Raw genomic sequence first — 21,960 nt, forward strand, 5'->3', positions numbered from 1 at the left:
CTGCGGCGGCTCAGCCGAAGAACGAGAGCGGACGCCCATCGGTCAATGCGGTGACCGCGCGCGGACAGAAGATCTGGATCGCCAACCCGGTGAAGATGGTCGCCGGCCCCAACGGCCTCCCGATCGCGTCGGCGACCTGAGCCGCCACGTTGGCGGCGTTCTGACCAGGTTCGACCAGCAGCGGGCACACCGACTGGCCGACCCGCACCGCGGTGGCTTCGTCGACGACTCCGATGCCGGAGTCGCGCAGCGCGGCCAGGAACACATCGGCTCCGGTGGCGGTGTCGGCCTGGGCCGGCACCGCGGTCATCATGGCCCCGGTGATTGCCACCGACGCGATCAGCGACACCGCAGCTGTGTACTTCGCCCTCGTGAGGTTCATGCTGTGTCTGTCGTCCGGCACCGCTGCGGCATTACCCGGGCCGGCCCAGTGCAGCCCTGACATACGCGGGACCGCAGGTACCGACTAGCCTCGACCGAGTCAACCGTCGCAAGGAGTGGATATGCAGGGCTTCGCCGGAAAGGTGGCCGTCGTGACCGGGGCCGGCTCGGGCATCGGTCAGGCGCTGGCGATCGAATTGGGCCGCTCGGGCGCCCACGTGGCGATCAGCGATATCGACGCCGAGGGCCTGGCCGTCACCGAGGCGCGGCTCACGGCCATCGGGGCCAAGGTCAAGGCCGACCGGCTGAACGTGACCGAGCGGGCGGCCTTCGAGCTCTACGCCGACGGCGTGGCCGAGCACTTCGGCAAGGTCAACCAGATCTACAACAACGCCGGCATCGCCTACGTCGGTGATGTGGAAGTGACCCCGTTCAAGGACATCGAACGCGTCGTCGACGTCGACTTCTGGGGTGTGGTCAACGGGACCAAGGCGTTCCTGCCGCATCTGATCGCCTCTGGTGACGGCCACGTGGTCAATGTGTCGAGCCTGTTCGGCATCTTCTCGGTGCCAGGCCAGGCTGCCTACAACTCCGCGAAGTTCGCAGTGCGCGGATTCACCGAATCGCTCTACCAGGAGATGGCCATCAGCGGACACCCGGTGGCGGTCACCAGCGTGCACCCCGGCGGCATCAAGACCGCGATCATGCGCAACTCGACGGCTGCCGACGGCGTAGACCATTCGAACCTGACCACCTTCTTCGACAAGCGGCTCACCATGACGACGCCGGAGAAGGCCGCCAAACAGATCCTCGACGCAGTCCGCAAGAAGAAGCCACGGGTGCTGGTCGGACCCGACGCCAAGGTGCTCGACTTCCTCGTCCGGCTCTCCGGTGCGCGCTACCAGACGCTGTTCTCCAGCGCCATCTCACGTTTCCTGCCCCCGGTGCACTGACGCCCACCCACCCGAACGAAAGAGTGACCAGGAGTGACTATGGAAGGCTTCGCAGGCAAGGTGGCCGTCGTGACGGGTGCCGGTTCAGGCATCGGGGCGGCACTGGCTCTGGCACTGGGCCGCTCGGGAGCATCGGTCGCGATCTGCGACGTCGACACCGAGGGCCTGGCGCGCACCGAGGAGCAGCTCAAAGCCCTTGGTGTGCAGGTCAAGTCCGACCGGCTGAACGTGACCGAGCGGGCGGCGTTCGAGGTTTACGCCGAGGATGTCGTCAAGCATTTCGGCAAGGTCAACCAGATCTACAACAACGCCGGCATCGCCCACACAGGTGACGTCGAGGTCACCGACTTCAAGGACCTGGAACGGGTTTTCGACGTCGACTACTGGGGTGTGGTCAACGGATCCAAGATCTTCCTGCCGCATCTGATCGCGTCCGGAGACGGCCACATCATCAACATCTCCAGCGTGTTCGGACTGCTCGGCATGCCCGGGCAGGCCGCGTACTGCGCGGCCAAGTTCGCGGTTCGCGGCTTCACCGAAGCGCTGGCCCAAGAGTTGACCCTGGCCGGCCACCCGGTCAAGGTCACCTGCGTGCACCCCGGTGGCATCAAGACCGCGATTGCGCGCAACATGACTGCGGCCGAAGGTCTGGACCCGAAGGAACTGGCCCACGAATTCGACACCCAGATGGCCCGGACGACGCCGGAAGAGGCCGCCCGCGTCATCCTCGACGGGGTGCGCCGCAACAAGCGCCGGGTGCTCATCGGCAACGACGCCCGGGCCTTCGAAGCCGTCACCCGGATCACCGGATCGGGCATCCAGCGCATCCTGCCCAAGCTCCTGGCGCGGGCCAATCACCGTCCTCGGCGATAACACCCGCTAGTGCCCGACCCCCAGCGGATGGGCGTCGAGCCACCGGCCGGCCACCACACCCGGGTCGGTACCCTCGGCAACCTGGCGCCGCATGTCGGCCAGCGAGCCGGTGTCGAGCACGCCGGCGATCTCGTTGAGCGCCAGCACCTGAGACTCGGTCAACTCGTTGCGCCGATACAGCGGAACCACATTCTCGGCGCGGATCAGCGCCTGCTTGTCCGAGAGCACCACCACATCCGAGGGCACGTCCGGGGCCGCCGACGTGGTCCACGCGCCCTGTACCTGTCCGGACTCCAGTGCGTCGAACAGGGTTGACGCGGCGGCGAATCGAGGTCCGTCCGACACCGTGCAGGTGCCCACCCGCTGCGGATTCTGTGCCGAGGTGACCGCGCCGACCGTCATGCCCGCGCAGCGACGCGCGAACGTCGTGGCGTCACGTTCGGGCCAGCCCGCAACGGTCTGCTCGGTGACCGCGATGGCCGGCTTGTCGTCGGCCGAAATGGTGTAGTCCCCGGCCGCGATCCCCTCAGGCAAGGCCGACAACAACTTTCGGTAGACCTGAGCATCGGAACGCACCGTCGCGGACGGGTCGAACCGCGCCAACAGTTGGCCGGTGAATCCGGGCGCCACGGTCGCCGCACCGGAGTCCAGCTGCTGCAGCGGATCATCGGAGGCTTGCACGTGTGCCGGGTTGCCGTAGTACCGCAGCGCGGCGACATAGAGCTCGGCGATCAGTTGCGACTCCGCACCGGAGGTGGCAGCCACCGGGATCGACGGTTGCGGCACCGGCCCGCCGCACCCCGCCAGCACCGCGGCCGCGATCAGCGCGGCAAGCCATCGCCGCGCCGAAGTCCACACGATGGTGCGGGTCAGCCGACCTACTCCTGCGCCGCTGCGGCCACCGCGGCAGCCACCGCGGGGCCCACCCGCGGGTCCAGAGCGCTGGGCACGATGTGGTCGACGGCCAGTTCGTCACCGATGACCGAGAAGATCGCCTCTGCCGCAGCCACCTTCATCTTCTCGGTGATGCGCCGGGCATGCGCGTCCAACGCGCCGCGGAAGACACCCGGGAATGCCAGCACATTGTTGATCTGGTTCGGGAAGTCGCTGCGGCCGGTGGCGACCACCGCGGCATGCTTGCGCGCCGCGTCGGGGTGGATCTCGGGGTCGGGATTCGACAGCGCGAACACGATGCCGTTCGGGGCCATCGTCGCGATCAGCTCCTCGGGCACCACGCCGGCAGACAGCCCGAGGAACATGTCGGCGCCGTCGAGCGCCTCGGCGAGTCCTCCCGTCCGGGCCGCGGGGTTGGTGCGCTCGGCCAACTCGGCCTTGAACGGATTCAGGTCGTCACGGCCGGTGTGCACGATGCCCTTGGAGTCGAGCACGGTGACATCGGTGATCCCCTTGGCCAGCAGGATGTTGGTGCATGCCACACCGGCGGCGCCGGCACCCGAGACCACGACTCGCAGACCGGTCATATCGCGCCCGAGCACCGTGGCGGCGCCGGTCAGCGCGGCCAGCACGACGATGGCGGTGCCGTGCTGGTCGTCGTGCATGACCGGACAGTCCAGCGCCTCGATGACCCGGCGCTCGATCTCGAAGCAACGGGGCGCCGAGATGTCCTCGAGGTTGACCGCACCGAAGGTCGGACGTAACCGGATCAGCGTCTCGACGATCTCGTCGGGATCCTTGGTGTCGAGCACGATCGGGATGGAATCCAGCCCGCCGAACGCCTTGAACAGCGCGCTCTTGCCCTCCATCACCGGAAGCGACGCCGCGGCACCGATGTCACCGAGGCCGAGCACCGCGCTGCCGTCGCTGACCACGGCCACCAGCCGGTGCGCCCAGGTGTACTTCGCCGCCAGCGTCCGATCCGTCGCAATGGCACGGCTGACCTGCGCCACACCCGGGGTGTAGGCGATCGAGAGAGCGCGCTGGGTATCCAGGGGATACTTCAACTCGACCCCGAGTTTTCCGCCCTCGTGGGACTCGAAAATCTCGGCGTCGTCGACGACGACCTGAGGGGTCCGCGCCGTCGAGGGGGGTTCGGGCGAGGAGACAGCCGCTTCTTCAACCACGGGCGTAAGGGTAGCCGACCTTCCTATCTCACCAAGACGGGTTCCCCGCTTGTGAGGGGAGACTCCCGGTTCCGGCCAGGTCTGTGCTCTGCTGCTGCGTCGAGACTGCGCTGGCGGCGGCCCCCACTCACACTTCTGCGCCCTCAGCGCAGACTCGACGCTGTGGCCGGCCGTGACGGTCAGCCCGGGCTGACCGCGCGCCGATGGGCGTCACGGACGTCGACGCCGTCCTGGTCCCACGCCTCCCGCATCGCCTCGGCCCCCTTGAGCCTCACCCACGCCGCTTCGGTCGGGGTGATCGGCACCGCGGCGAGCAACGCCACCGGTGACAACGGAGCCGGCAGGACGACGTCGTCGACGCCGCTCGGCCCCAACAAGAACGCGGTGAACGGCGCGCCCTGCCACAGCGGGGTCTCCAGGTCGACCAACGCCCCGGGCTCCAGGACCAGGCCCTCCACCGCCGGCGTGGAGGCCACGATCGCGATCGAGCGCGCCAGTCCCACCGGCGACGGACCGCCCAGGGTGACGACGACCTCCGCGCGCGGTCCACGCATCGGATCGGCGACCAGCTGCGCCGGGTCCACCATGGGATGACGACTGCACCCGAGCGAAACATGATGTGACACCGGGTCGTCTGGGTCGGCGAAGCGCAGGATCGCCATCCGGTCGGTACCCAGGAAGGTGACGCCGGCTTCGTCGGGTTCCGAACTGCCGTCCGGCGCGAAGTGTGCCATCAGGTGGGTTCGGACTGCCTGCAGGATGTCGGTCACCACATCAGATGTGCAGCCGGGCCAACAGGTCCCGGCCGCGCTCGGCGTTCTGCGGGTCGCACAGCACATCGTAGCGGCCGGCGACCAGCTGCAGTGTCGAGCTGAAATCCCTTGTCCCGCGGGCCATCGCATAGGGAATAGCCGAGGTGATCAGACCGAAGAAGACCCCGGCGATCAGGCCGGTGACCAACGCGCTCCACGGATTGGGGTGAAAGAACCCGAGGATCAGGCCGATGAACAACCCCAGCCAGGCCCCGGTCAGGACACCTCCGCCTAGCACCTTGGGCCAGGTCAGCCGCCCGGTCACCCGCTCGACCTGCATCAGGTCGACCCCGACGATGGTGACCTGCTGGACGGGGAACTGCTGATCGGACAGGTAGTCCACCGCGCGCTGAGCTTCGGCGTAGGTCGGATACGAGCCGATCGGCCACCCCTTGGGCGGCGTGGGCAGGCCCGGCGCACGACCCCGTCCGGACACCGGGACGCCCGGTGGCGCGCCTCGGTTCTGTCCTGGCTGGAACGGGCTGGTCATGATCGTCACTCCTTCGCGTACACGTCCTGCATCGACTGCACTCTCACCCAACGACCCGGGCATCGACATGGTGCCCGTCCGCGAGGCCGTCTCGTGCCTCCGGTACCTAGGCTAGGTTGATCAGCATGACAAGTTCGGACGACGACGCACGTCGAATGGGCTCCTCCGAAACACCTGACGGCGGGTCCGAACCGCCCCCGGCCGGCTACGAGCCGCCGTCGATCGAGCAGTCCGCTTCCTGGCCCCCGCCGCAGGATTACCCGCCCCCGCCGGCCTACGGTGCCCCGCCGGCCGGCTACGGCACCGGTGCGGACTACCCGGCAGGCGGCTATCCGCCGCCCCCGCCGGGATTCCCGCCGGCCTACGGCGATCCGAGCGCTGCGCCGCCGTATCCCGACGCCGGATACGGCGGGCCCTACCCACCTCCGCCATACGGCAGCGCGCCCGGCGGCTACCCACCGCCGATGGGCTATCCGGGCGCGGACTGGGGTTACGGACCGCCGCCGCCGGAAGGCACCAACAAACTGGCGATCGGATCGCTGGCCGCGTCCATCGTCGGTGTCTGCTGCGGTATCGGCTCGATCATCGGCATCGTGCTCGGCATCATCGCGCTCAACCAGATCAAACAGTCACGACAGGCCGGGCACGCTCTTGCCGTGGCCGGCATCGCCGTCGGTGTGGTGACACTGGTGCTGTCGGTGATGTGGAGCCTGACCGTGCTCGCCTCGGGGACCTGACCGCAGCGCGCGGCTACGTCGGGGGCGTAAACCGCTCACCGGTGCGCTGCATGCCGGCAGCGCGACCCTTTTCTGCGATCACCAGCGCCATCTTGCGGCTGGCCTCGTCGATCATCTCGTCGCCGAGCATCACCGCGCCACGCCCACCACCGGCCCGCGAGGTGTGCCACTCGTAGGCCTCCAGGATGAGCTCGGCGCGGTCGTAGGCCTGTTGGCGCGGGCTGAAGATCTCGTTACCGGCCGCGATCTGATCGGGGTGCAGCACCCACTTGCCGTCGTAACCGAGCGCGGCCGAGCGACCAGCCACCCGCCGGAACCCGTCGACGTCACGCACCTTGACGTAGGGCCCGTCGATCGCGGCGATCCCGTTGGCCCGGGCGGCGATGAGGATGCGCATCAGGACGTGGTGGTAGGCGTCACCGAGGTCGTACCCGTCGGGCTGTTCGCCGACCTCCAGCGTGCGCATGTTCAGATTCGCCGCCAGATCCCCGGGCCCCAAAACCAATGCCTGCACCCGCGGCGCAGCGGCGATCGCGTCGATGTCGGTCAGCCCTTTCGCATCTTCGATCTGCGCTTCGATCGCGATCCTGCCGGCCGGCAGACCGTGAACGGCTTCCAGCTGGCTCAACAGCAGATCCAGCGCATGGATGTGGGAGACGTCGGTGACCTTGGGCAGTACCACCACGTCGAGGTGGTCGCCGGCCCGGGCCACCACCTCGATGACATCGGCGTGGGTCCACGGCGTGGTCCAGTCGTTGACCCGCACTCCACGCAGTTGACCGGCCCAACCCGGCTGCCCGAGTGCAACCGCAACCTGTTCGCGCGCTTGATCTTTCGCATCTGCAGCCACCGCGTCCTCAAGGTCGAGGAAGACCTCGTCGGCCGTCAGCGTCTTGGCCTTGTCCATCATCTTCACGCTGCTGCCCGGCACGGACAGGCACGTCCGTCGGGGTCGATACCGGTTATCCACGACATCACTCTCTACTCTCTACAACCATGGCGTCGGTCAGCAGGGTCTATGCGGCCCGCCTCTCGGGCATGGTGGTGCTGGGCCCCGACGGGGAATCGATCGGCCGGGTGCGCGATGTGGTCATCGGGATCAGCACCGCCCGCCAACAGCCCCGGGTGCTCGGTTTGGTCATCGAGCTACTCAGCCGCAGAAGAATTTTCGTCCCGATCCTGCGGGTGACCGCGATCGAGCCCGGCGCGGTGACGCTGTCGACCGGCAACGTGTCACTACGCCGCTTCTCCCAACGTCCCGGGGAGGCGCTGGTGCTCGGACAGGTACTGGAAACCCGTGTCCGGGTGGACGACCCCGACCTGGAACAGTTGGCCGGCATCGAGGTCGTCGTGGTGGACCTGGCCATCGAGCAGACCCGCACCCGAGACTGGATGGTGACCAAGGTCGCGGTGCGCCAGCAGCGCAGGCTGGGCCGACGCAGCAACATCTATACGGTGGACTGGAACCACGTGCACGGGCTGACCCCGTCCGGGCTGGCGATGCCCGACCAGGGGGTGGCCCAGTTGCTCGAACAGTTCCAGGGACAGCGACCCATCGAGGTGGCCGATGCGATCCGCGAGCTGCCCGCCAAGAGGCGATACGAGGTGGTCAAGGCCCTCGACGACGAACGCCTCGCCGACGTGCTCCAGGAACTGCCCGAAGACGAGGGGATCACCGTGCTGCGCCAGCTCTCGACGCAGCGCGCCGCCGAGGTGCTCGAGGCGATGGACCCCGACGACGCCGCCGACCTGCTCGGCACCATGACCCCGGCAGACGCCGAACAGTGGTTGCGCCGAATGGACCCCGAGGATTCCGAGGATGTGCGGCGCCTGCTCAGCCACTCCCCCGACACCGCGGGCGGCTTGATGACGTCCGGGCCGGTGGTGCTCGCGCCGGACACCACCGTGGCCGAAGCCCTCGCGCGGGTCCGCGACCCCGACCTCAGCCCGGCGCTGGCGTCGCTGGTGTTCGTGGTGCGGCCGCCCACGGCCACGCCGACCGGCCGTTACCTGGGGTGCGTGCACCTTCAGCGGCTGCTGCGTGAACCGCCGGCCGAACTCGTCAGCGGCATCCTCGACACCGACCTGCCCAGTCTGCGCCCCGAGGATTCCCTCGGGGCGCTCACTCGTTACTTCGCCGCCTACAACCTGGTGTGCGGTCCTGTCGTCGATGAGCAGAACCATTTGCTGGGTGCCGTCTCGGTCGATGACGTCCTCGACCACCTGTTGCCCGACGACTGGCGGGAACGCGAGGCCGAGCCGGTCATCGTGACCGGTGAGGTCGCCCCATGAGCGACACCTCGGCCCGCCAGCGCCTCGACACCCCGAGGACGTCGAGGTATCTGGCGCCCCGGCTGGACGTGGAGGCCGTCGGCCGGGTCAGCGAGAACATCGCGCGCTTCCTGGGCACCGGCCGCTACCTGGCCGGTCAGACGGTCCTGGTCATCGCGTGGATCCTGCTCAACATCGGGGCGTTCGCCTGGCGCTGGGATCCCTACCCGTTCATCCTGCTCAATCTCGCGTTCTCCACCCAGGCCGCGTATGCCGCACCACTGATCCTGCTGGCCCAGAACAGGCAGGAGAACCGCGACCGCGTCGCGCTCGAAGAGGACCGCCGCCGCGCCCAACAGACCAAGGCCGACACCGAGTACCTGGCCCGCGAACTGGCCGCCCTGCGGTTGGCCGTCGGGGAGGTCGCCACCCGCGACTACCTGCGCCGGGAGCTCGACGAGATTCGCGATCTGATCGCCGAACTGCGCGCCGTCGACGCAGCCGGACGGACCGACGACGCGAGCACAACGGATCCCCCGAACCGGCACGCCCGGAAATCCCGTTGAGACGGCTGCGGCGATTGCTGTTACACAGCCGTAGCCGAATAGGTATGGTGACGACGTTCACAGGCGACGACGGCTAGGACGGTTGAGTGCGCATACGGGCGGGATCGGCCCTGCAGGCAGCAAGGAGCCGAACTGGGCGAGTGGTGCGCATGCCGGCCTTCGGAGTTGCCGCGGTGCTCACCCCACTGGTGCTGGCCGGCGCGGTCGGCGCGTCCGCCCCGACCACCCTCGCGGCCGGGGACTCGGCGGTACTGCCGCTGGCCGCGGTGGCGCCGCCACCCCGAGACCTGTCCGGACCCACCGTCGTCGCGGTCAACAAGCCGCCCGCCCAGATGCGCGTCGCGGCTGCCACCGTGTCGGCTCCGCCCCCGGCCGCGGTCGTGAATGCCCCTGGCTCACTACGCATTCCGTCCATGGCTCTGGCCGCCTACCGCAACGCCGAAGCGATGATGGCCACCGCGCAACCGAATTGCGGTGTGAGCTGGAACCTGCTGGCCGGTATCGGCCGGATCGAGTCGGTGCACGCCTACGGCGGCGCCACCGACGCCCGCGGCACCGCGGTGCGTCCGATCTACGGCCCGGCGCTCGACGGCACGCTGCCCGGTAACGAGATCATCGTGGAGAGCCGCAACGGCAACCAGGTCACCTACGCGCGCGCGATGGGGCCGATGCAGTTCCTACCGGGCACCTGGTCGCGCTACGCCTCCGACGGGGACGGCGACGGCAAGGCCGACGTGCAGAACATCTTCGACGCATCGCTGGCCGCGGCGCGCTACCTGTGCAGCGGCAACGTCAACCTGCGCAACCAGTCCGACGTGATCGCAGCGGTCCTGCGGTACAACAACTCGATGGCCTACACCCGCAACGTGTTGGCCTGGGCGGCGGCCTACGCCACCGGTGTGGTGCCCGTCGACCTGCCGCCGATCACCGGCAGCGTGCCCGAACTTGCCACCGCGACGATGGTCGCCGGTCACCTGAACCGCCAGGAGGGCCTCGGACCGGGACTGCCCCGCAACGCCACCGGCCTGCCCGCCGACGATCCGCTGTCCCAGATCCCGTTGATGACGCGCACCGACGCGGCCAGCCAGATCAGCACCAACGTGCCCGGCTTCGTCCCAGGACAGTCGCTGGGTCCGCTGCCCGGACCCGCACCCGCGCCACAGGCCCCGCCGCCCGTCGCGCCCACACCGCCCGCCTGGGTGCCGCCGTGGGAGCAGACCCCCGCCCAGCCTGAATGCGCCGTGTTCTGCATCAAGGACATGCCCGCCGCTGCGCCCGCGCCCGCCCTCGGACCGGTGCCTGCCATCGCGCCGGTGCCCGGGGTGCCCGCAGGCCCGCCGGCGCCAGGTCCGCAGCCTGCGGCGCCGGTGGCGGGGATGCCGCCCGCACTCGGACCTGCTCCCGGCCCGGTGGGCTGAGCGCCCACATTCGGGTCGGCGACCTCGTGACGCCTAGACTCGCAGGTGATGTCTGCATCTCCGAGTGACCTGGAATCGGCGGTCCGCGCTGCGCTGACCAAGGTGATCGACCCCGAGCTTCGGCGTCCGATCACCGAGATCGGCATGGTCAAGGCCGTCACGGCAGAGCCCGACGGTTCCGTGCACGTCGAGATCTATCTGACCACGTCAGCATGCCCGAAGAAGACCGAGATCTCCGACCAGGTCAGCCGTGCCGTCAGCGACGTGCCCGGCACCGGTTCGGTCAAGGTCAGCCTCGACGTGATGAACGACGAGCAGCGCGCCGAGTTGCGCCGCATGCTGCGCGGCGACTCCCGCGAGCCCGTCATCCCGTTCGCCCAGCCCGGTTCACTCACCCGCGTGTACGCCGTCGCCAGCGGCAAGGGCGGTGTGGGCAAATCCAGCGTGACGGTCAACCTGGCCGCGGCGATGGCTGCGCGTGGTCTGTCGGTCGGCGTGGTCGATGCCGACATCTACGGTCATTCGGTTCCCCGCATGATGGGCACCGAGGACCGGCCGGTCCAGGTCGACTCGATGATCGTGCCGCCGGTGGCCCACGACGTCCGGGTGATCTCCATCGCGATGTTCACCCAGGGCAACACGCCGGTGGTGTGGCGCGGCCCGATGCTGCACCGGGCGCTGCAGCAATTCCTTGCCGACGTGTACTGGGGCGATCTCGACGTGCTGCTGCTCGACCTGCCGCCGGGCACCGGTGACATCGCGATCTCGGTGGCGCAGCTGATCCCAGGTGCGGAGATCCTGGTCGTGACCACCCCCCAGATGGCTGCCGCGGAGGTCGCCGAGCGCGCGGGCGCCATCGCACTGCAGACCCGCCAGCGCATCGCCGGGGTGGTGGAGAACATGGTCGACGGCCCGGTATTGAAGATGTTCGGCGAGGGCGGCGGCCGCAAGGTCTCCGAGAACCTGTCCCGCGCGGTCGGTGCCGACGTGCCGCTCCTGGGCCAGGTGCCGCTGGACCCCGACCTCGTCTCGGCCGGGGACTCAGGGATCCCGCTGGTGCTCAGCGCACCGGAGTCGCCGGCCGGCAGTGTCCTGCGCACGATCGCCGACGCGCTGGCAGGCCGCAAGCGCGGGCTGGCCGGGATGTCGCTGGGACTCGACCCCGCCGGCCGCTGACCCGGCGGTCACCGCACCACCCGACCGGCGACTCCTAGGTGGCGTCGGGATCGAACGGCACCGGCGCACCGGGCGCGGGTGCCGGCGGCTGGGCCGGCGCGGGTGTCGGGCCCGGACCGGACTGCGGCTTCGGTGCCGGCGGGGACGACTGAGACGCCTGAGGGGCGTCGAACTTGCCTGTGAAGATCGAATCATCCCCGTCGAGCAGATGTTTGGTCAGCGCCGCGCGCGGAGTCATGCCGCGCAGCTTCTGCAGCTCCGAGAGCGGTTCGCGCAGGTCCTCGAACTCGGGGCCGAGATCCTGTCGCAACTGGCTGGTGGCCCCGGTGACGTAGTCGCGTGCCTGCCGCAGCGCGTTCGACGTCCACCGGATGGCCCCTGGCAACCGTTCCGGGCCGAGAATGACCAATCCGGCGATCACCAGGATCAGCATCTCCCCCCAGCCGACGTTGGCGAACACGATCTAGGTGCTGTCGTCGGGGTTGGGCGTCACGGTCAGCGTCACCGGCCTGCCGTCACGAACCACCTCGATGGGCGCCGGCTCACCGATTCTGAGTTGGCGCACGGCGACGACGAACTCGTCGGCGTCGGCGACGTTGCGATTACCGACCTTGACGACCACGTCGTTCTCCAGGATTCCGGCCCGCTCGGCAGGTCCGCCGGCCGTCACGTTGGCGATCTGGGCGCCCCTGGCGATGTCGTTGCTGACCGAACGTGCGGACAGGCCCAGCGTCGGATGGGCGATCTTGCCGTTCTCGATCAACGACTCGACGACCTGCTTGACCTCGTTGACCGGGATCGCGAAGCCCAGCCCGCTGGCGCTCTCGGACAGCGACTTGCCGGCCGTGTTGATGCCGATCACCTCGGCGTTCATGTTGATCAACGGACCGCCGGAGTTGCCGTGGTTGATCGAGGCATCGGTCTGCACACCGTCGATCACGGTGTCGGTGTCGGTGCCGTCACCGGAGAGCGGAACCGGGCGGTTCAATGCGCTGATGATGCCGTGCGTCACGGTGCTGCGCAGTCCGAGGGGCGCGCCGGCGGCGATGACTTCTTCCCCGACTCGCAGCGTCTCGGAGTCACCGAGGCGCGCCACCGTGAGGTTGTCGACGTTGTCGACCTTGAGGACCGCCAGATCGGTCTTCGGGTCACGACCGACGAGGTTGGCCGGGACTTCCGTGCCGTCGTTGAACACCACGGCCATCCTGAACTTGCTCGGGTTGCTGGCAGCCTCGGAGATCACATGGTTGTTGGTGACGACGTAGCCGCGATCGTCGACGACCACGCCCGAGCCCTGTGCGCCTTCGGAGTCGCTCTTGGCCTCGATGGTGACCACCGAATCGGCGACCGCCGCAGCCACTCTGGCGAAGTGACCTTCGGGACGTTCCCCCCCGTCACCGGTCTGCAGAGTGACCTTCGACGTGGTGAACGCCTGAGTCACCTCGGCGGTCTTGCGGCCCACCCAGCCGCCGGTCAATCCCAGCACCAGAGCGATGATCCCGAGCACCGCCAGGGCCGTGTAGGACACCCGACCGCCGAAGAGCACATCGCGCACGCCGAGCTTGCCGACCGGTGCGGCGGCCACGGTGGGGGCCGACGGCGCCATCGCCGGAGTGCCCAGTGCGACCGGCGCACCCGGGTTGCGCCACGGGTCGTCGATGTCGTCGGGGCCGGCGTCTTTCTCGGCCTCCAGGGCCCCGGCGTCGGTGGGATGCCGCTGCAAGGATTCGGTGCCGGCGAAAGGGCGACCGAACGCCTCGGCCAGCACGGGGTCGGGAGCCTGATCCTTGGGGGTGTACTCACCCTGGTCCCGGTGCTTGTCGGCACCCAGGAACGAACCGCGCACACCGGCCGGCCTGCCGAACGCGCGCGTGGCAGCCGGATCCACCGGAGGACGGGACACCGGACGCGGCTCGAGGCGCTCCCGACCGGTCTGGTCCAGATTGGTCACCCGTTCATCACCCTACTGTTCAGGGCGTCAGCAAGCGCCGACGCACGTCGATGGTCGACCGCACCTACCCTACCGGCGTTTACGGCGGTCACGCTGGACGCGGTCAGCAAGCTGTGCCGAGTCGACCGGCCCCGGTTCAGGCGGGGTGTCGTGCGGAATCTTGGACAACAGGTTCAGCAGCGAGCTCGGCATCGCCACCGGGCACGAGTCCCGCAAGGCTTCCCGGGCTTGGCGCTGAGCGTCGACCTCCCAGGCGCATTCCGGACACACCGACAGGTGCTGCGCAGCGCGCAGATAGGCCGTCATCCTCAGCTCGCCGTCGACGTAGGCGGCAAGGGCCTCGACCGAGAGGTGCTCGGTCGAGCCGAACTGGCGCGGGCCGACCGGCGCATCGCTCTGAGAGGCGAACGGGGAGGGCAGCCAGGAAAAGGCGCGCCGGAACGAGTGTCCACGTTCGAACACCACCTGACTCCTCTCCACGGCCATATCGACGGACGTACTTCGAATGTAGCGCGGCAGACTCAAAGTCAATGCCCGAACTCAGGCCGATCTGAGGGCATCGAGTTCGGGATGGCGCGCCAGATAGTCCCGCAGCGCCTGGCGACCACGGTGGATACGGCTGCGCACGGTGCCCAGCTTGACGCCCAGCGTGGCACCGATCTCCTCGTAGGACAGACCCTCGATATCGCACAGCACGACCGCTGCACGAAACTCCGGCGCCAACGAGTCCAACGCGGCCTGCAGGTCGGGGGCCAGCCGCGAATCGTGGTAGATCTGCTCCGGGTTGGGCTCGTCGGCCGGGACGCGTTCGTAGTCCTCGGGCAGCGCCTCCATGCGGATACGGGCACGTCGACGGACCATGTCCAGGAACAGGTTCGTCGTGATGCGGTGCAGCCAACCCTCGAAAGTGCCCGGCTGGTAGTTCTGCACGGATCGGAACACCCGGATGAACGTCTCCTGGGTGAGGTCCTCGGCGTCGTGCTGATTGCCGGACAGCCGGTAGGCCAGCCGGTACACGCGGTCGGCATGCTGACGGACCAGCTCATCCCAACTGGGCATGGCGGCCTGGTCGCCGGTGGCATCGAACACCGCCGTACCGGTGAGTTCGTCGGTCGGTTCGACCCAGTCACCCTCGGTGAACTGTTCGCGGTGGGCCATCGACACCGGCGCGGCGATGATGCCGGTCTGCGCGGGATGTGTGGTGATCGCTTCTTCCTCCAAGTCATGCTGGGCGTCTGGGCGGGTATCGGCAAGCTGGGGCTGACCTGCAGGGTTGCCTGGGGCCGGCGGCATGTCTTCGACAACACGACCGACGGCGACATTGTTCCCGAGATGCCCCGGTTCGCGTGCCATGCCGTGTGTCATGCGAACACCGTCTCCTGTCGCCGTGTGGCAGGCATATGAGCTCACTGAACTTTTCCTGAGAACACCGCGTACCCCACATTCGACCAGCGGAAACAGTGCCGATCTCGACGCTCGGAGCGGGCGTGTCGCGGGGTCGGCGATGTCGGCCAGCCTCTACGCTGCGGGCATGGCCAGCACCGACCAGCCCGGAGCAGCGCGGCCGTCTCCGGCCGAGGCGATCGTCGCCCATGCCGAGAACTCGATCTCCGAGGATGCCATCGTCGGAGCGGCGCGCGAACGTGCCGTCGACATCGGTGCAGGCGCGGTCACCCCGGCCGTCGGGGCCCTGCTGTGCGTGCTGGCGAAGCTGACCGGCGCGAAGGCGGTGGTCGAGGTCGGGACCGGCGCAGGCGTCAGCGGGTTGTGGCTGCTGTCGGGAATGCGCGAGGACGGTGTGCTGACCACCATCGACGTGGAGCCCGAGCATCAGCGGATCGCCAAACAGGCCTTCACCGAGGCCGGCGTCGGTCCGGGTCGCACCCGGCTGATCAGCGGTCGGGCCCAGGAGGTGCTGACCCGGCTCGCCGACGAGTCCTACGATCTGGTGTTCATCGATGCCGACCCGATCGACCAGCCCCAGTTCGTCGTCGAGGGCGTGCGACTGCTGCGTCCCGGCGGGGCGATCGTGGTGCATCGTGCCGCGTTGGGTGGCCGCGCCGGTGATGCGACGGCCAAGGACAACGAGGTCGCCGCGGTGCGCGAAGGGGCCCGATTGATCGCCGAAGACGAACGGCTGACACCGGTGCTGATCCCGCTCGGCGACGGCCTGCTCGCCGCCGCCCGCGATTGATCATTTCTTCCGTGACCTTTTCTTCCGCGAGCAGACGCCCACACCCCTGATTTCACGCGATTTCGGGGGCCGGCGCGTCTGCTCGCCAGGAGGTCTTGACCCGGCACTGAACGCACGTTTAATCTATTGAACATGCGTTCAGCCGACGATCTCACGACGCGGGCGCGTATCCGCGATGCCGCGGTCGACCTGTTCGGCCGCGACGGTTTCGACGTCGGCGTACGCGCCATCGCCGCGGCTGCGGGCGTCAGCCCGGGACTGGTCAACCACCACTTCGGTTCCAAGGAGGGCCTGCGCCGGGCATGCGATGACCACATCGTCCAGACCGTGCTCGACAGCAAGACCGAGTCGATCCAATCCTCCGATCCCGCAACCTGGTTCGCCCAGTTCGCCGAGATCGAGGAGTATGCCCCGCTGATGGGCTACCTCGTGCGCAGCCTGCAGGAGGGTGGCGAACTGGCAAAGATGCTGTGGCGCAGATTGATCACCAACACCGAGGTGTACATCGAAGCCGGCGTGCAGGCGGGGACCATCAAGCCCAGCCCGGACCCGAAGGCCCGAGCGCGCTTCCTCGCCATGGCCGGTGGTGGCGCCTTTCTGCTGTATCTGCAGATGCACGACAACCCGACCGACCTGCGCGCAGTGCTGCGCGATTACAGCGAGGAGATGGTACTGCCGGCCCTCGAGATCTACACCCACGGTCTGATGACCGACTCCACCATGTTCGACGCGTTCACCGCCAGGAAAGCCCAGGGGGTCGCCCTGACGGCGACAGAAGGAGCGCACCATGACTGATGCTAATGCCGTCGAGATCCACGGATTGTCAAAGTCTTTCGGCCGCACCCGAGCACTCGACGGTCTGGACCTGACGGTCGCCGGTGGGCAGGTCCGCGGATTCCTCGGCCCCAACGGCGCGGGCAAGTCGACCACGATTCGGGTGCTGCTGGGCCTGCTACGAGCCGACGCCGGTACCGTGCGGCTGCTCGACGGCGACCCATGGCGCGAGGCAGTCCGCCTGCACCGCCGAATCGCTTATGTGCCAGGAGATGTCACACTCTGGCCTAATCTGACCGGCATGCAGGCCATCGATTTCCTCACCGGTCTGCGCGGAAAGCAAGCGGTGGACACCGCTCGTCGCGACGAGCTGATCGAGCGCTTCGAACTCGACCCGCACAAGAAGGCGCGCACCTACTCGAAAGGCAACCGGCAGAAGGTGGCCATCGTCGCGGCCTTCAGCACGCGCAGCGAGCTGTTCATCCTCGACGAGCCCACATCCGGTCTGGACCCGCTGATGGAACAGGCTTTCGCGCGATGCGTCCGAGAGGTCGTCGAGCAGGGCGCTGCGGTGCTGCTGTCCAGCCATATTCTCGCCGAGGTCGAAAAGCTCTGTGACAGTGTCACGATCATCCGGGCCGGTAAGACGGTGCGCTCCGGCAGCTTGACCGAGATGCGGCATCTGATGCGCACGACTGTTTCTGCCCGCACGCGAGGTCAGGCCGACCTGCAGAACGCGCCCTACGTGCAGGACCTGCACACCGAACGCGACCGCGTGCGGTTCTCGGTGGATCGCGACGATCTCGACCGGGCGATGGCGGACCTGACCCGGGCAGGTCTGGCGGATCTGACGGTCACCCCCGCGTCACTGGAGGACATGTTCCTCAACGAATACCACGGGGCGCGGCAATGAGCGCCTCCGTCCAGATCACGATGGATACCCGCGCACGCCACGCCGCCGTCCCGGCCGGCTCGCCGTGGGCCGGGACCCGGCGCCTCATCAGGTTGGCATTGCGCCGCGACCGGTTCCGATTGACCATCTGGCTCGTGACCCTTACGGCGCTGGTGGGTTACTCCCCGACAGCCTTCGAGCTCGCCTACCCTGAAGAGGCACAACGGCTGGCCAGAGTAGAGCTGCTCAAGACGCCCGCCGGCATGCTGATGGGCGGGCCGATGTTCGGGGTCAACGAGACTGCGCTGGGGGTGATGGTCGCCAACGAGCTGATGCTGACGTTGATCGTCGCCGCCTCCATTCTGGCCATCCTGACCGTGGTTCGGCACACCCGCGCAGCAGAGGAGGATGGCAGCGCGGAATTGGTCCTCGCCTCGGTCGTCGGACGCCATGCCCGCACCACCGCGGCACTGAGCGTGGTGGCCGGCGTCAACGCCGCACTGGCCCTGGCGATGACCGCCGCGTTGGTGGCCACCGGTCTCGACGTGGTCGACAGCGCGGCGATGTGCGTCGGGGTCACCGCGGTCGCCATGACATTCGGCGCGGTGGCCTCGGTCACCGCACAGCTGTGGCGCACCGCGCGCGCAGCCACCGGCGCCGCGCTGGGCACGCTCGGAATCGCCGCCCTGATCCGCGGGCTCGGCGACGTCATCGACCACTCCGGCAGCGCGCTGAGCTGGTTCTCTCCCATCGCGTGGGCACAGCAGATGCGCCCGTTCGCCGACCTGCGCTGGTGGCCGATGACCGCGTTGGTCGCTGCCACCGTCGCCCTGATCATCACCGCGGCGTTCCTCGAGCAGCAGCGCCAATACGACGACGGCACAATTGCTTCCACCGGCGAGCGGCCCAACGCGCGGCGTATCGGCGGCGTCTTCGGGTTGCATCTGGCGTTGCAACGCGGACAGCTGATCGGCTGGTCGATCGGCCTGTTCGCCGGGGGCCTGGCGTTCGGTTCGATGACCCAGTCGCTGCTCGACGCGGCCGTCGACAACGAGCTGATCGCGCGGATGCTCGATGCCGAGGGCACCGACGGAGTGCACACCGCCATGTCGCAGTTCCTCGCCGCGGCCGCCGGCGCGTTCGTGGTTGCCGCCGTGCTGCGGGTGTACGCAGACGAGACGTCCGGCCTCGGTGAAGCCGTGCTGGCTCGGCCGGTGTCTCGTTGGCGTTGGCTGACCAGCGCGGTGGCGTCATCGGTGCTCGGCTCGACAGTGCTGATGGCCTTGGCCGGGTTCGGTAACGGACTGGGCGCCGGGCTGACCCTTGGGGAAGCCCAGACCGTACTGCGGCTGACCGCAGCCGGCCTGGCGTTCGTTCCCGCGCTGGCGGTACTGGCCGGTGTCGCGGCGGTCGCGGTGGCCTTACGCCAGCCCTGGATCGGCTGGCTGGCGGTGACTTTCGTGATCACGACGTTGTATCTGGCTGCGCTGCTGCGCCTGCCCCAGTGGTTGGTGGACCTGTCGCCGGTCGGTCGGATCACCGCCCCTGCGCAGACGTCGCTTGCCGCCATGCTCACGATGCTTGTGGTCGCCGCCGCGCTCACCGCGGCCGCCGGGTTGTGCTACCGGCAGCGAGACGCCGCCTGAAGGTGACACCGACGGCAACGGTCAGACCCAGACGCCCTTGCCGACCGCCACCACGCCCCCGGCGCTGATCGAGAACCGCTCGCGATCCTTGTCCAGATCGACCCCGACCATTTCCCCGGGGCCGACGACGACGTTCTTGTCCAGGATCGCGTGGCGCACCACCGCTCCGCGACCGATGCGCACCCCGGGCATGATCACGCTGCCCTCGACGATGGCGCCGTCGTCGATCGAGACGTTGGACGACAGCACCGAGTTGCGCACCGACGCGGCCGAGACGATGCTTCCGGCGCCGACCACCGACTCCTGGGCCGATCCACCGTTGACGAACTTCGCCGGTGCCAGGTTCTCCGAGCCTCCCCGAATCGGCCAGCGCTTGTTGTACAGATTGAAGATCGGATGCACCGACACCAGGTCCATGTGCGCGTCGTAGAACGCATCCAGGGTTCCGACGTCGCGCCAGTAGCCGTGGTCGCGCTCGGTTGCCCCGGGCACCTCGTTGTTGCTGAAGTCGTAGACCGCGGCCATCCCGTCGGACACCAGCCGCGGGATGATGTCACCGCCCATGTCGTGATCGGAGTCGTCGTCCTCGGCGTCGGCCCGGATGGCATCGATGAGCACCTTGGTGGTGAAGATGTAGTTGCCCATCGACACGAACGTCTGCGCCGGGTCGTCCGGGGTTCCCGGCGGGTCGGCCGGCTTCTCGATGAACGAACGGATGCGTCCCGAGTCGTCGGCGTCGATGCAGCCGAAGGCGCTGGCTTCGGCCCGCGGCACCCGAATGCCGGCCACCGTCGCGCCCGCCCCGCTGTCGATGTGCTGGGCGACCATCTGCTCGGGATCCATCCGGTAGACGTGGTCGGCGCCGAAGATCACGATGTAGTCGGGGTCTTCGTCATAGATCAGGTTCATCGACTGATAGATGGCGTCAGCCGAACCGGTGTACCAGCGCGGCCCGAGACGCTGCTGGGCCGGCACCGGCGTGATGTACTCCCCAGCAAGCCCGGATAACCGCCAGTTCTGCGAGATATGCCGATCCAGCGAATGCGACTTGTATTGGGTCAGTACACAGATCCGCAGATAGCGGGCGTTGACCAGGTTCGACAGCACGAAGTCGATCAGCCGGTAGGCGCCCCCGAACGGCACCGCAGGCTTGGCGCGGTCGGCCGTCAGCGGATACAACCGCTTGCCCTCTCCGCCGGCGAGGACGATGCCAAGCACGTGTGGCGCTTCCCTCATGCTGCCAACCTATCCGCACGTTGGGACGGCGGCCAGCCATTCCGGGCTTTGACGCGCGCGTCGCACCCCGTCGGCCGTCGGGGCGTTCGTCTGGGTCTGTCCGTCAAGACAATTCACGATGCTGGGCAGCCGGTGCCGAAGTTGGCTACGGTCAGGGACATGCGGGTGGCGATGATGACTCGGGAGTACCCACCCGAGGTGTACGGCGGTGCGGGGGTGCATGTCACCGAGCTCGTGGCCCAGTTGCGCCGGCTCTGTGAGGTCGATGTGCACTGCATGGGCGCCCCCCGTCCGGGTGTGACGGTGGCCGCGCCCGATCCGGCGCTGGCCGGGGCCAACGCGGCATTGGCCACTCTGTCGGCGGATCTGACCATGGTCAACACCGCCTCGGCGGCCTCGGTGGTGCATTCCCACACCTGGTACACCGGCATGGCCGGCCACCTGGCAGCGCTGCTCTACGACGTCCCCCATGTACTCACCGCGCACTCGCTGGAGCCCAGACGGCCGTGGAAGGCCGAACAGCTCGGCGGCGGTTATCGCATCTCGTCATGGGTGGAGAAGACGGCCGTGGAGGCGGCCGCGGCGGTGATCGCGGTCAGCTCCGGCATGCGCGCCGATGTCCTGGCGACCTACCCGGCGCTGGACCCCGCACGGGTGCACGTGGTGCGCAACGGCATCGATACCGACGTCTGGCGGCCGGTGGCTCGCGGCACCGGTGACACCTCGGTGCTCAACGCCCTAGGCGTCGACCCAGACCGCCCGATCGTCGCGTTCGTCGGCCGCATCACCCGCCAGAAGGGCGTCGCGCACCTGGTAGCCGCCGCTCACCATTTCGCGCCGGAGGTCCAGCTGGTGATGTGTGCCGGCGCTCCGGACACCCCGGAGATCGCCGAAGAGGTGACCTCGGCGGTGCACCGGCTCTGCGCTGTGCGCTCGGGGGTCTACTGGGTGCGCGAGATGCTGCCAACCCATGACATTTGCGAAATACTCTCGGCAGCAGCGGTATTCGTGTGCCCGTCGGTGTACGAACCGTTGGGAATCGTCAACCTGGAGGCGATGGCGTGCGCGACCGCGGTGGTCGCGTCCGACGTCGGCGGCATCCCCGAGGTGGTCGACGACCAGCGCACCGGTGTGCTGGTGCACTACACCGCCGAAGACGCCGTGTCCTTCGAACGCAACCTGGCCGAGGCCGTCAATGCCCTCGTCGGCGATCCGGACCGGGCCCGCCGTTACGGACAGGCGGGCCGCCAACGCTGCATCGACGAGTTCTCCTGGGCTCAGATCGCCCAGGAGACCCTGCAGATCTACCGTCAGGTCACGGCCTAGCCGACGGCGACGCTAGCTGGTGACGCCCTTGAGTTCGTCGCCGAGCGCGGCTGCCTCTTCAGGGGTGAGTTCGACGACCAGCCGGCCACCGCCCTCCAGTGGTACCCGCATCACGATGCCGCGCCCCTCCTTGGTCGCTTCCAGTGGACCGTCTCCGGTCCGGGGCTTCATCGCCGCCATCGA

24 protein-coding genes are annotated in these 21,960 nt (G+C 68.4%); 12 read left to right on the plus strand and 12 right to left on the minus strand.

Annotation, left to right across the window (positions count from 1 at the left end; translation table 11 throughout):
• Positions 1-10: 10 nt before the first annotated feature.
• On the minus strand, positions 11-382 hold the full coding sequence (locus tag KXD98_RS18925) for a DUF732 domain-containing protein (RefSeq protein WP_260759866.1): 372 nt from the start codon (positions 380-382) through the stop codon (positions 11-13).
• A 121-nt stretch (positions 383-503) separates the two neighbouring features.
• Between KXD98_RS18925 and KXD98_RS18930 the strand changes: the two genes are divergently transcribed.
• Entirely contained in the window at positions 504-1,334 is an 831-nt protein-coding gene (locus KXD98_RS18930) for an SDR family oxidoreductase (RefSeq protein ID WP_260759867.1), read from the plus strand.
• 39 nt (positions 1,335-1,373) lie between these two features.
• Positions 1,374-2,207 (plus strand): SDR family oxidoreductase, encoded by an 834-nt coding sequence (locus KXD98_RS18935; protein ID WP_260759868.1) that lies wholly within the window; start codon positions 1,374-1,376, stop codon positions 2,205-2,207.
• A 6-nt stretch (positions 2,208-2,213) separates the two neighbouring features.
• Here the strand turns inward: KXD98_RS18935 and KXD98_RS18940 are convergent, their stop codons facing one another.
• The 4 genes from KXD98_RS18940 to KXD98_RS18955 form a co-directional block, all read right to left on the minus strand.
• Positions 2,214-3,065 carry a glycine betaine ABC transporter substrate-binding protein gene (locus KXD98_RS18940; protein WP_260759869.1) on the minus strand — a complete coding sequence of 284 codons (852 nt, stop codon included), beginning with the start codon at positions 3,063-3,065 and terminating at the stop codon, positions 2,214-2,216.
• A gap of 20 nt (positions 3,066-3,085) precedes the next feature.
• Positions 3,086-4,288: an NADP-dependent malic enzyme gene (locus KXD98_RS18945; RefSeq protein ID WP_260759870.1), complete on the minus strand. Its 1,203-nt coding sequence runs from the start codon at positions 4,286-4,288 to the stop codon at positions 3,086-3,088.
• A gap of 179 nt (positions 4,289-4,467) precedes the next feature.
• Entirely contained in the window at positions 4,468-5,058 is a 591-nt protein-coding gene (locus tag KXD98_RS18950; RefSeq protein ID WP_260759871.1) for a suppressor of fused domain protein, read from the minus strand.
• Between the two features lie 4 nt (positions 5,059-5,062).
• Positions 5,063-5,590 (minus strand): general stress protein, encoded by a 528-nt coding sequence (locus KXD98_RS18955; RefSeq protein WP_260759872.1) that lies wholly within the window; start codon positions 5,588-5,590, stop codon positions 5,063-5,065.
• A 125-nt stretch (positions 5,591-5,715) separates the two neighbouring features.
• Between KXD98_RS18955 and KXD98_RS18960 the strand changes: the two genes are divergently transcribed.
• A complete protein-coding gene (locus tag KXD98_RS18960; RefSeq protein ID WP_260759873.1) occupies positions 5,716-6,327 on the plus strand; it encodes a DUF4190 domain-containing protein in 612 nt (203 codons plus the stop codon).
• A gap of 13 nt (positions 6,328-6,340) precedes the next feature.
• Here the strand turns inward: KXD98_RS18960 and KXD98_RS18965 are convergent, their stop codons facing one another.
• Positions 6,341-7,297, minus strand: coding sequence for a CoA ester lyase (locus KXD98_RS18965; RefSeq protein ID WP_260759874.1), 957 nt, complete (start codon positions 7,295-7,297; stop codon positions 6,341-6,343).
• 26 nt (positions 7,298-7,323) lie between these two features.
• Between KXD98_RS18965 and KXD98_RS18970 the strand changes: the two genes are divergently transcribed.
• The 4 genes from KXD98_RS18970 to KXD98_RS18985 all read left to right on the plus strand — a co-directional run bounded on the left by KXD98_RS18970 (position 7,324) and on the right by KXD98_RS18985 (position 11,758).
• Complete coding sequence (locus KXD98_RS18970) at positions 7,324-8,619, plus strand: magnesium transporter MgtE N-terminal domain-containing protein (protein WP_260759875.1); 1,296 nt, start codon at positions 7,324-7,326, stop codon at positions 8,617-8,619.
• Positions 8,616-9,164, plus strand: coding sequence for a DUF1003 domain-containing protein (locus KXD98_RS18975; RefSeq protein WP_260759876.1), 549 nt, complete (start codon positions 8,616-8,618; stop codon positions 9,162-9,164). The genes KXD98_RS18970 and KXD98_RS18975 overlap by 4 nt, the downstream gene beginning before the upstream one ends.
• Positions 9,165-9,313: 149 nt before the next feature.
• Positions 9,314-10,582 (plus strand): lytic transglycosylase domain-containing protein, encoded by a 1,269-nt coding sequence (locus KXD98_RS18980; protein ID WP_260765306.1) that lies wholly within the window; start codon positions 9,314-9,316, stop codon positions 10,580-10,582.
• 48 nt (positions 10,583-10,630) lie between these two features.
• Positions 10,631-11,758: an Mrp/NBP35 family ATP-binding protein gene (locus KXD98_RS18985; RefSeq protein ID WP_260759877.1), complete on the plus strand. Its 1,128-nt coding sequence runs from the start codon at positions 10,631-10,633 to the stop codon at positions 11,756-11,758.
• Between the two features lie 34 nt (positions 11,759-11,792).
• On the opposite strand, the gene tatB is transcribed toward KXD98_RS18985, so the two are convergent.
• From tatB to sigE, 4 genes are all read right to left on the minus strand, one after another.
• A complete protein-coding gene (gene tatB, locus KXD98_RS18990; protein WP_260759878.1) occupies positions 11,793-12,218 on the minus strand; it encodes a Sec-independent protein translocase protein TatB in 426 nt (141 codons plus the stop codon).
• A 3-nt stretch (positions 12,219-12,221) separates the two neighbouring features.
• The gene (locus KXD98_RS18995) at positions 12,222-13,709 is read right to left on the minus strand and encodes a S1C family serine protease (protein WP_260759879.1); all 1,488 of its coding nucleotides are present in this window, start codon (positions 13,707-13,709) and stop codon (positions 12,222-12,224) included.
• Between the two features lie 69 nt (positions 13,710-13,778).
• Positions 13,779-14,171 carry an anti-sigma E factor RseA gene (gene rseA / locus KXD98_RS19000; RefSeq protein WP_260759880.1) on the minus strand — a complete coding sequence of 131 codons (393 nt, stop codon included), beginning with the start codon at positions 14,169-14,171 and terminating at the stop codon, positions 13,779-13,781.
• Between the two features lie 78 nt (positions 14,172-14,249).
• A complete protein-coding gene (gene sigE, locus KXD98_RS19005; RefSeq protein ID WP_313901241.1) occupies positions 14,250-15,074 on the minus strand; it encodes an RNA polymerase sigma factor SigE in 825 nt (274 codons plus the stop codon).
• A gap of 166 nt (positions 15,075-15,240) precedes the next feature.
• On the opposite strand from sigE, the gene KXD98_RS19010 reads away from it, so the two are divergent.
• The 4 genes from KXD98_RS19010 (at position 15,241) to KXD98_RS19025 (ending at position 19,215) form a co-directional block, all read left to right on the plus strand.
• Entirely contained in the window at positions 15,241-15,903 is a 663-nt protein-coding gene (locus KXD98_RS19010) for an O-methyltransferase (protein WP_260759881.1), read from the plus strand.
• Positions 15,904-16,035: 132 nt separating this feature from the next.
• Positions 16,036-16,698 carry a TetR/AcrR family transcriptional regulator gene (locus tag KXD98_RS19015; RefSeq protein WP_260759882.1) on the plus strand — a complete coding sequence of 221 codons (663 nt, stop codon included), beginning with the start codon at positions 16,036-16,038 and terminating at the stop codon, positions 16,696-16,698.
• Positions 16,691-17,590: an ABC transporter ATP-binding protein gene (locus KXD98_RS19020; protein WP_260759883.1), complete on the plus strand. Its 900-nt coding sequence runs from the start codon at positions 16,691-16,693 to the stop codon at positions 17,588-17,590. Before KXD98_RS19015 ends, KXD98_RS19020 begins: the two co-directional genes overlap by 8 nt.
• Entirely contained in the window at positions 17,587-19,215 is a 1,629-nt protein-coding gene (locus tag KXD98_RS19025) for an ABC transporter permease (protein WP_260759884.1), read from the plus strand. The genes KXD98_RS19020 and KXD98_RS19025 overlap by 4 nt, the downstream gene beginning before the upstream one ends.
• Before the next feature lie 21 nt (positions 19,216-19,236).
• Here KXD98_RS19025 and glgC read toward each other — a convergent pair whose 3' ends face one another.
• A complete protein-coding gene (glgC, locus tag KXD98_RS19030; protein ID WP_260759885.1) occupies positions 19,237-20,451 on the minus strand; it encodes a glucose-1-phosphate adenylyltransferase in 1,215 nt (404 codons plus the stop codon).
• 159 nt (positions 20,452-20,610) lie between these two features.
• Here glgC and glgA point away from each other — a divergent pair, with 159 nt between their 5' ends.
• Positions 20,611-21,777 (plus strand): glycogen synthase, encoded by a 1,167-nt coding sequence (gene glgA, locus KXD98_RS19035; RefSeq protein WP_260759886.1) that lies wholly within the window; start codon positions 20,611-20,613, stop codon positions 21,775-21,777.
• 12 nt (positions 21,778-21,789) lie between these two features.
• Here the strand turns inward: glgA and KXD98_RS19040 are convergent, their stop codons facing one another.
• Positions 21,790-21,957: a DUF3117 domain-containing protein gene (locus KXD98_RS19040; protein ID WP_003931055.1), complete on the minus strand. Its 168-nt coding sequence runs from the start codon at positions 21,955-21,957 to the stop codon at positions 21,790-21,792.
• Positions 21,958-21,960: the final 3 nt, after the last annotated feature.

Origin of the sequence: Mycobacterium sp. SMC-4, assembly GCF_025263265.1 — a bacterium.
Classification (GTDB): Bacteria; Actinomycetota; Actinomycetes; order Mycobacteriales; family Mycobacteriaceae; genus Mycobacterium.

What these genes read in the sequence shown, in the direction of transcription:
- KXD98_RS18925 (WP_260759866.1), bottom strand. Translation starts at nt 382, where the DNA reads ATGAACCTCACGAGGGCGAAGTACACAGCTGCGGTGTCGCTGATCGCG.
- KXD98_RS18930 (WP_260759867.1), top strand. Translation starts at nt 504, where the DNA reads ATGCAGGGCTTCGCCGGAAAGGTGGCCGTCGTGACCGGGGCCGGCTCG.
- KXD98_RS18935 (WP_260759868.1), top strand. Translation starts at nt 1,374, where the DNA reads ATGGAAGGCTTCGCAGGCAAGGTGGCCGTCGTGACGGGTGCCGGTTCA.
- KXD98_RS18955 (WP_260759872.1), bottom strand. Translation starts at nt 5,590, where the DNA reads ATGACCAGCCCGTTCCAGCCAGGACAGAACCGAGGCGCGCCACCGGGC.
- KXD98_RS18960 (WP_260759873.1), top strand. Translation starts at nt 5,716, where the DNA reads ATGACAAGTTCGGACGACGACGCACGTCGAATGGGCTCCTCCGAAACA.
- KXD98_RS18970 (WP_260759875.1), top strand. Translation starts at nt 7,324, where the DNA reads ATGGCGTCGGTCAGCAGGGTCTATGCGGCCCGCCTCTCGGGCATGGTG.
- KXD98_RS18975 (WP_260759876.1), top strand. Translation starts at nt 8,616, where the DNA reads ATGAGCGACACCTCGGCCCGCCAGCGCCTCGACACCCCGAGGACGTCG.
- KXD98_RS18980 (WP_260765306.1), top strand. Translation starts at nt 9,314, where the DNA reads ATGCCGGCCTTCGGAGTTGCCGCGGTGCTCACCCCACTGGTGCTGGCC.
- KXD98_RS18985 (WP_260759877.1), top strand. Translation starts at nt 10,631, where the DNA reads ATGTCTGCATCTCCGAGTGACCTGGAATCGGCGGTCCGCGCTGCGCTG.
- sigE (WP_313901241.1), bottom strand. Translation starts at nt 15,074, where the DNA reads ATGACACACGGCATGGCACGCGAACCGGGGCATCTCGGGAACAATGTC.
- KXD98_RS19010 (WP_260759881.1), top strand. Translation starts at nt 15,241, where the DNA reads ATGGCCAGCACCGACCAGCCCGGAGCAGCGCGGCCGTCTCCGGCCGAG.
- KXD98_RS19015 (WP_260759882.1), top strand. Translation starts at nt 16,036, where the DNA reads ATGCGTTCAGCCGACGATCTCACGACGCGGGCGCGTATCCGCGATGCC.
- KXD98_RS19020 (WP_260759883.1), top strand. Translation starts at nt 16,691, where the DNA reads ATGACTGATGCTAATGCCGTCGAGATCCACGGATTGTCAAAGTCTTTC.
- KXD98_RS19025 (WP_260759884.1), top strand. Translation starts at nt 17,587, where the DNA reads ATGAGCGCCTCCGTCCAGATCACGATGGATACCCGCGCACGCCACGCC.
- glgC (WP_260759885.1), bottom strand. Translation starts at nt 20,451, where the DNA reads ATGAGGGAAGCGCCACACGTGCTTGGCATCGTCCTCGCCGGCGGAGAG.
- glgA (WP_260759886.1), top strand. Translation starts at nt 20,611, where the DNA reads ATGCGGGTGGCGATGATGACTCGGGAGTACCCACCCGAGGTGTACGGC.
- KXD98_RS19040 (WP_003931055.1), bottom strand. Translation starts at nt 21,957, where the DNA reads ATGGCGGCGATGAAGCCCCGGACCGGAGACGGTCCACTGGAAGCGACC.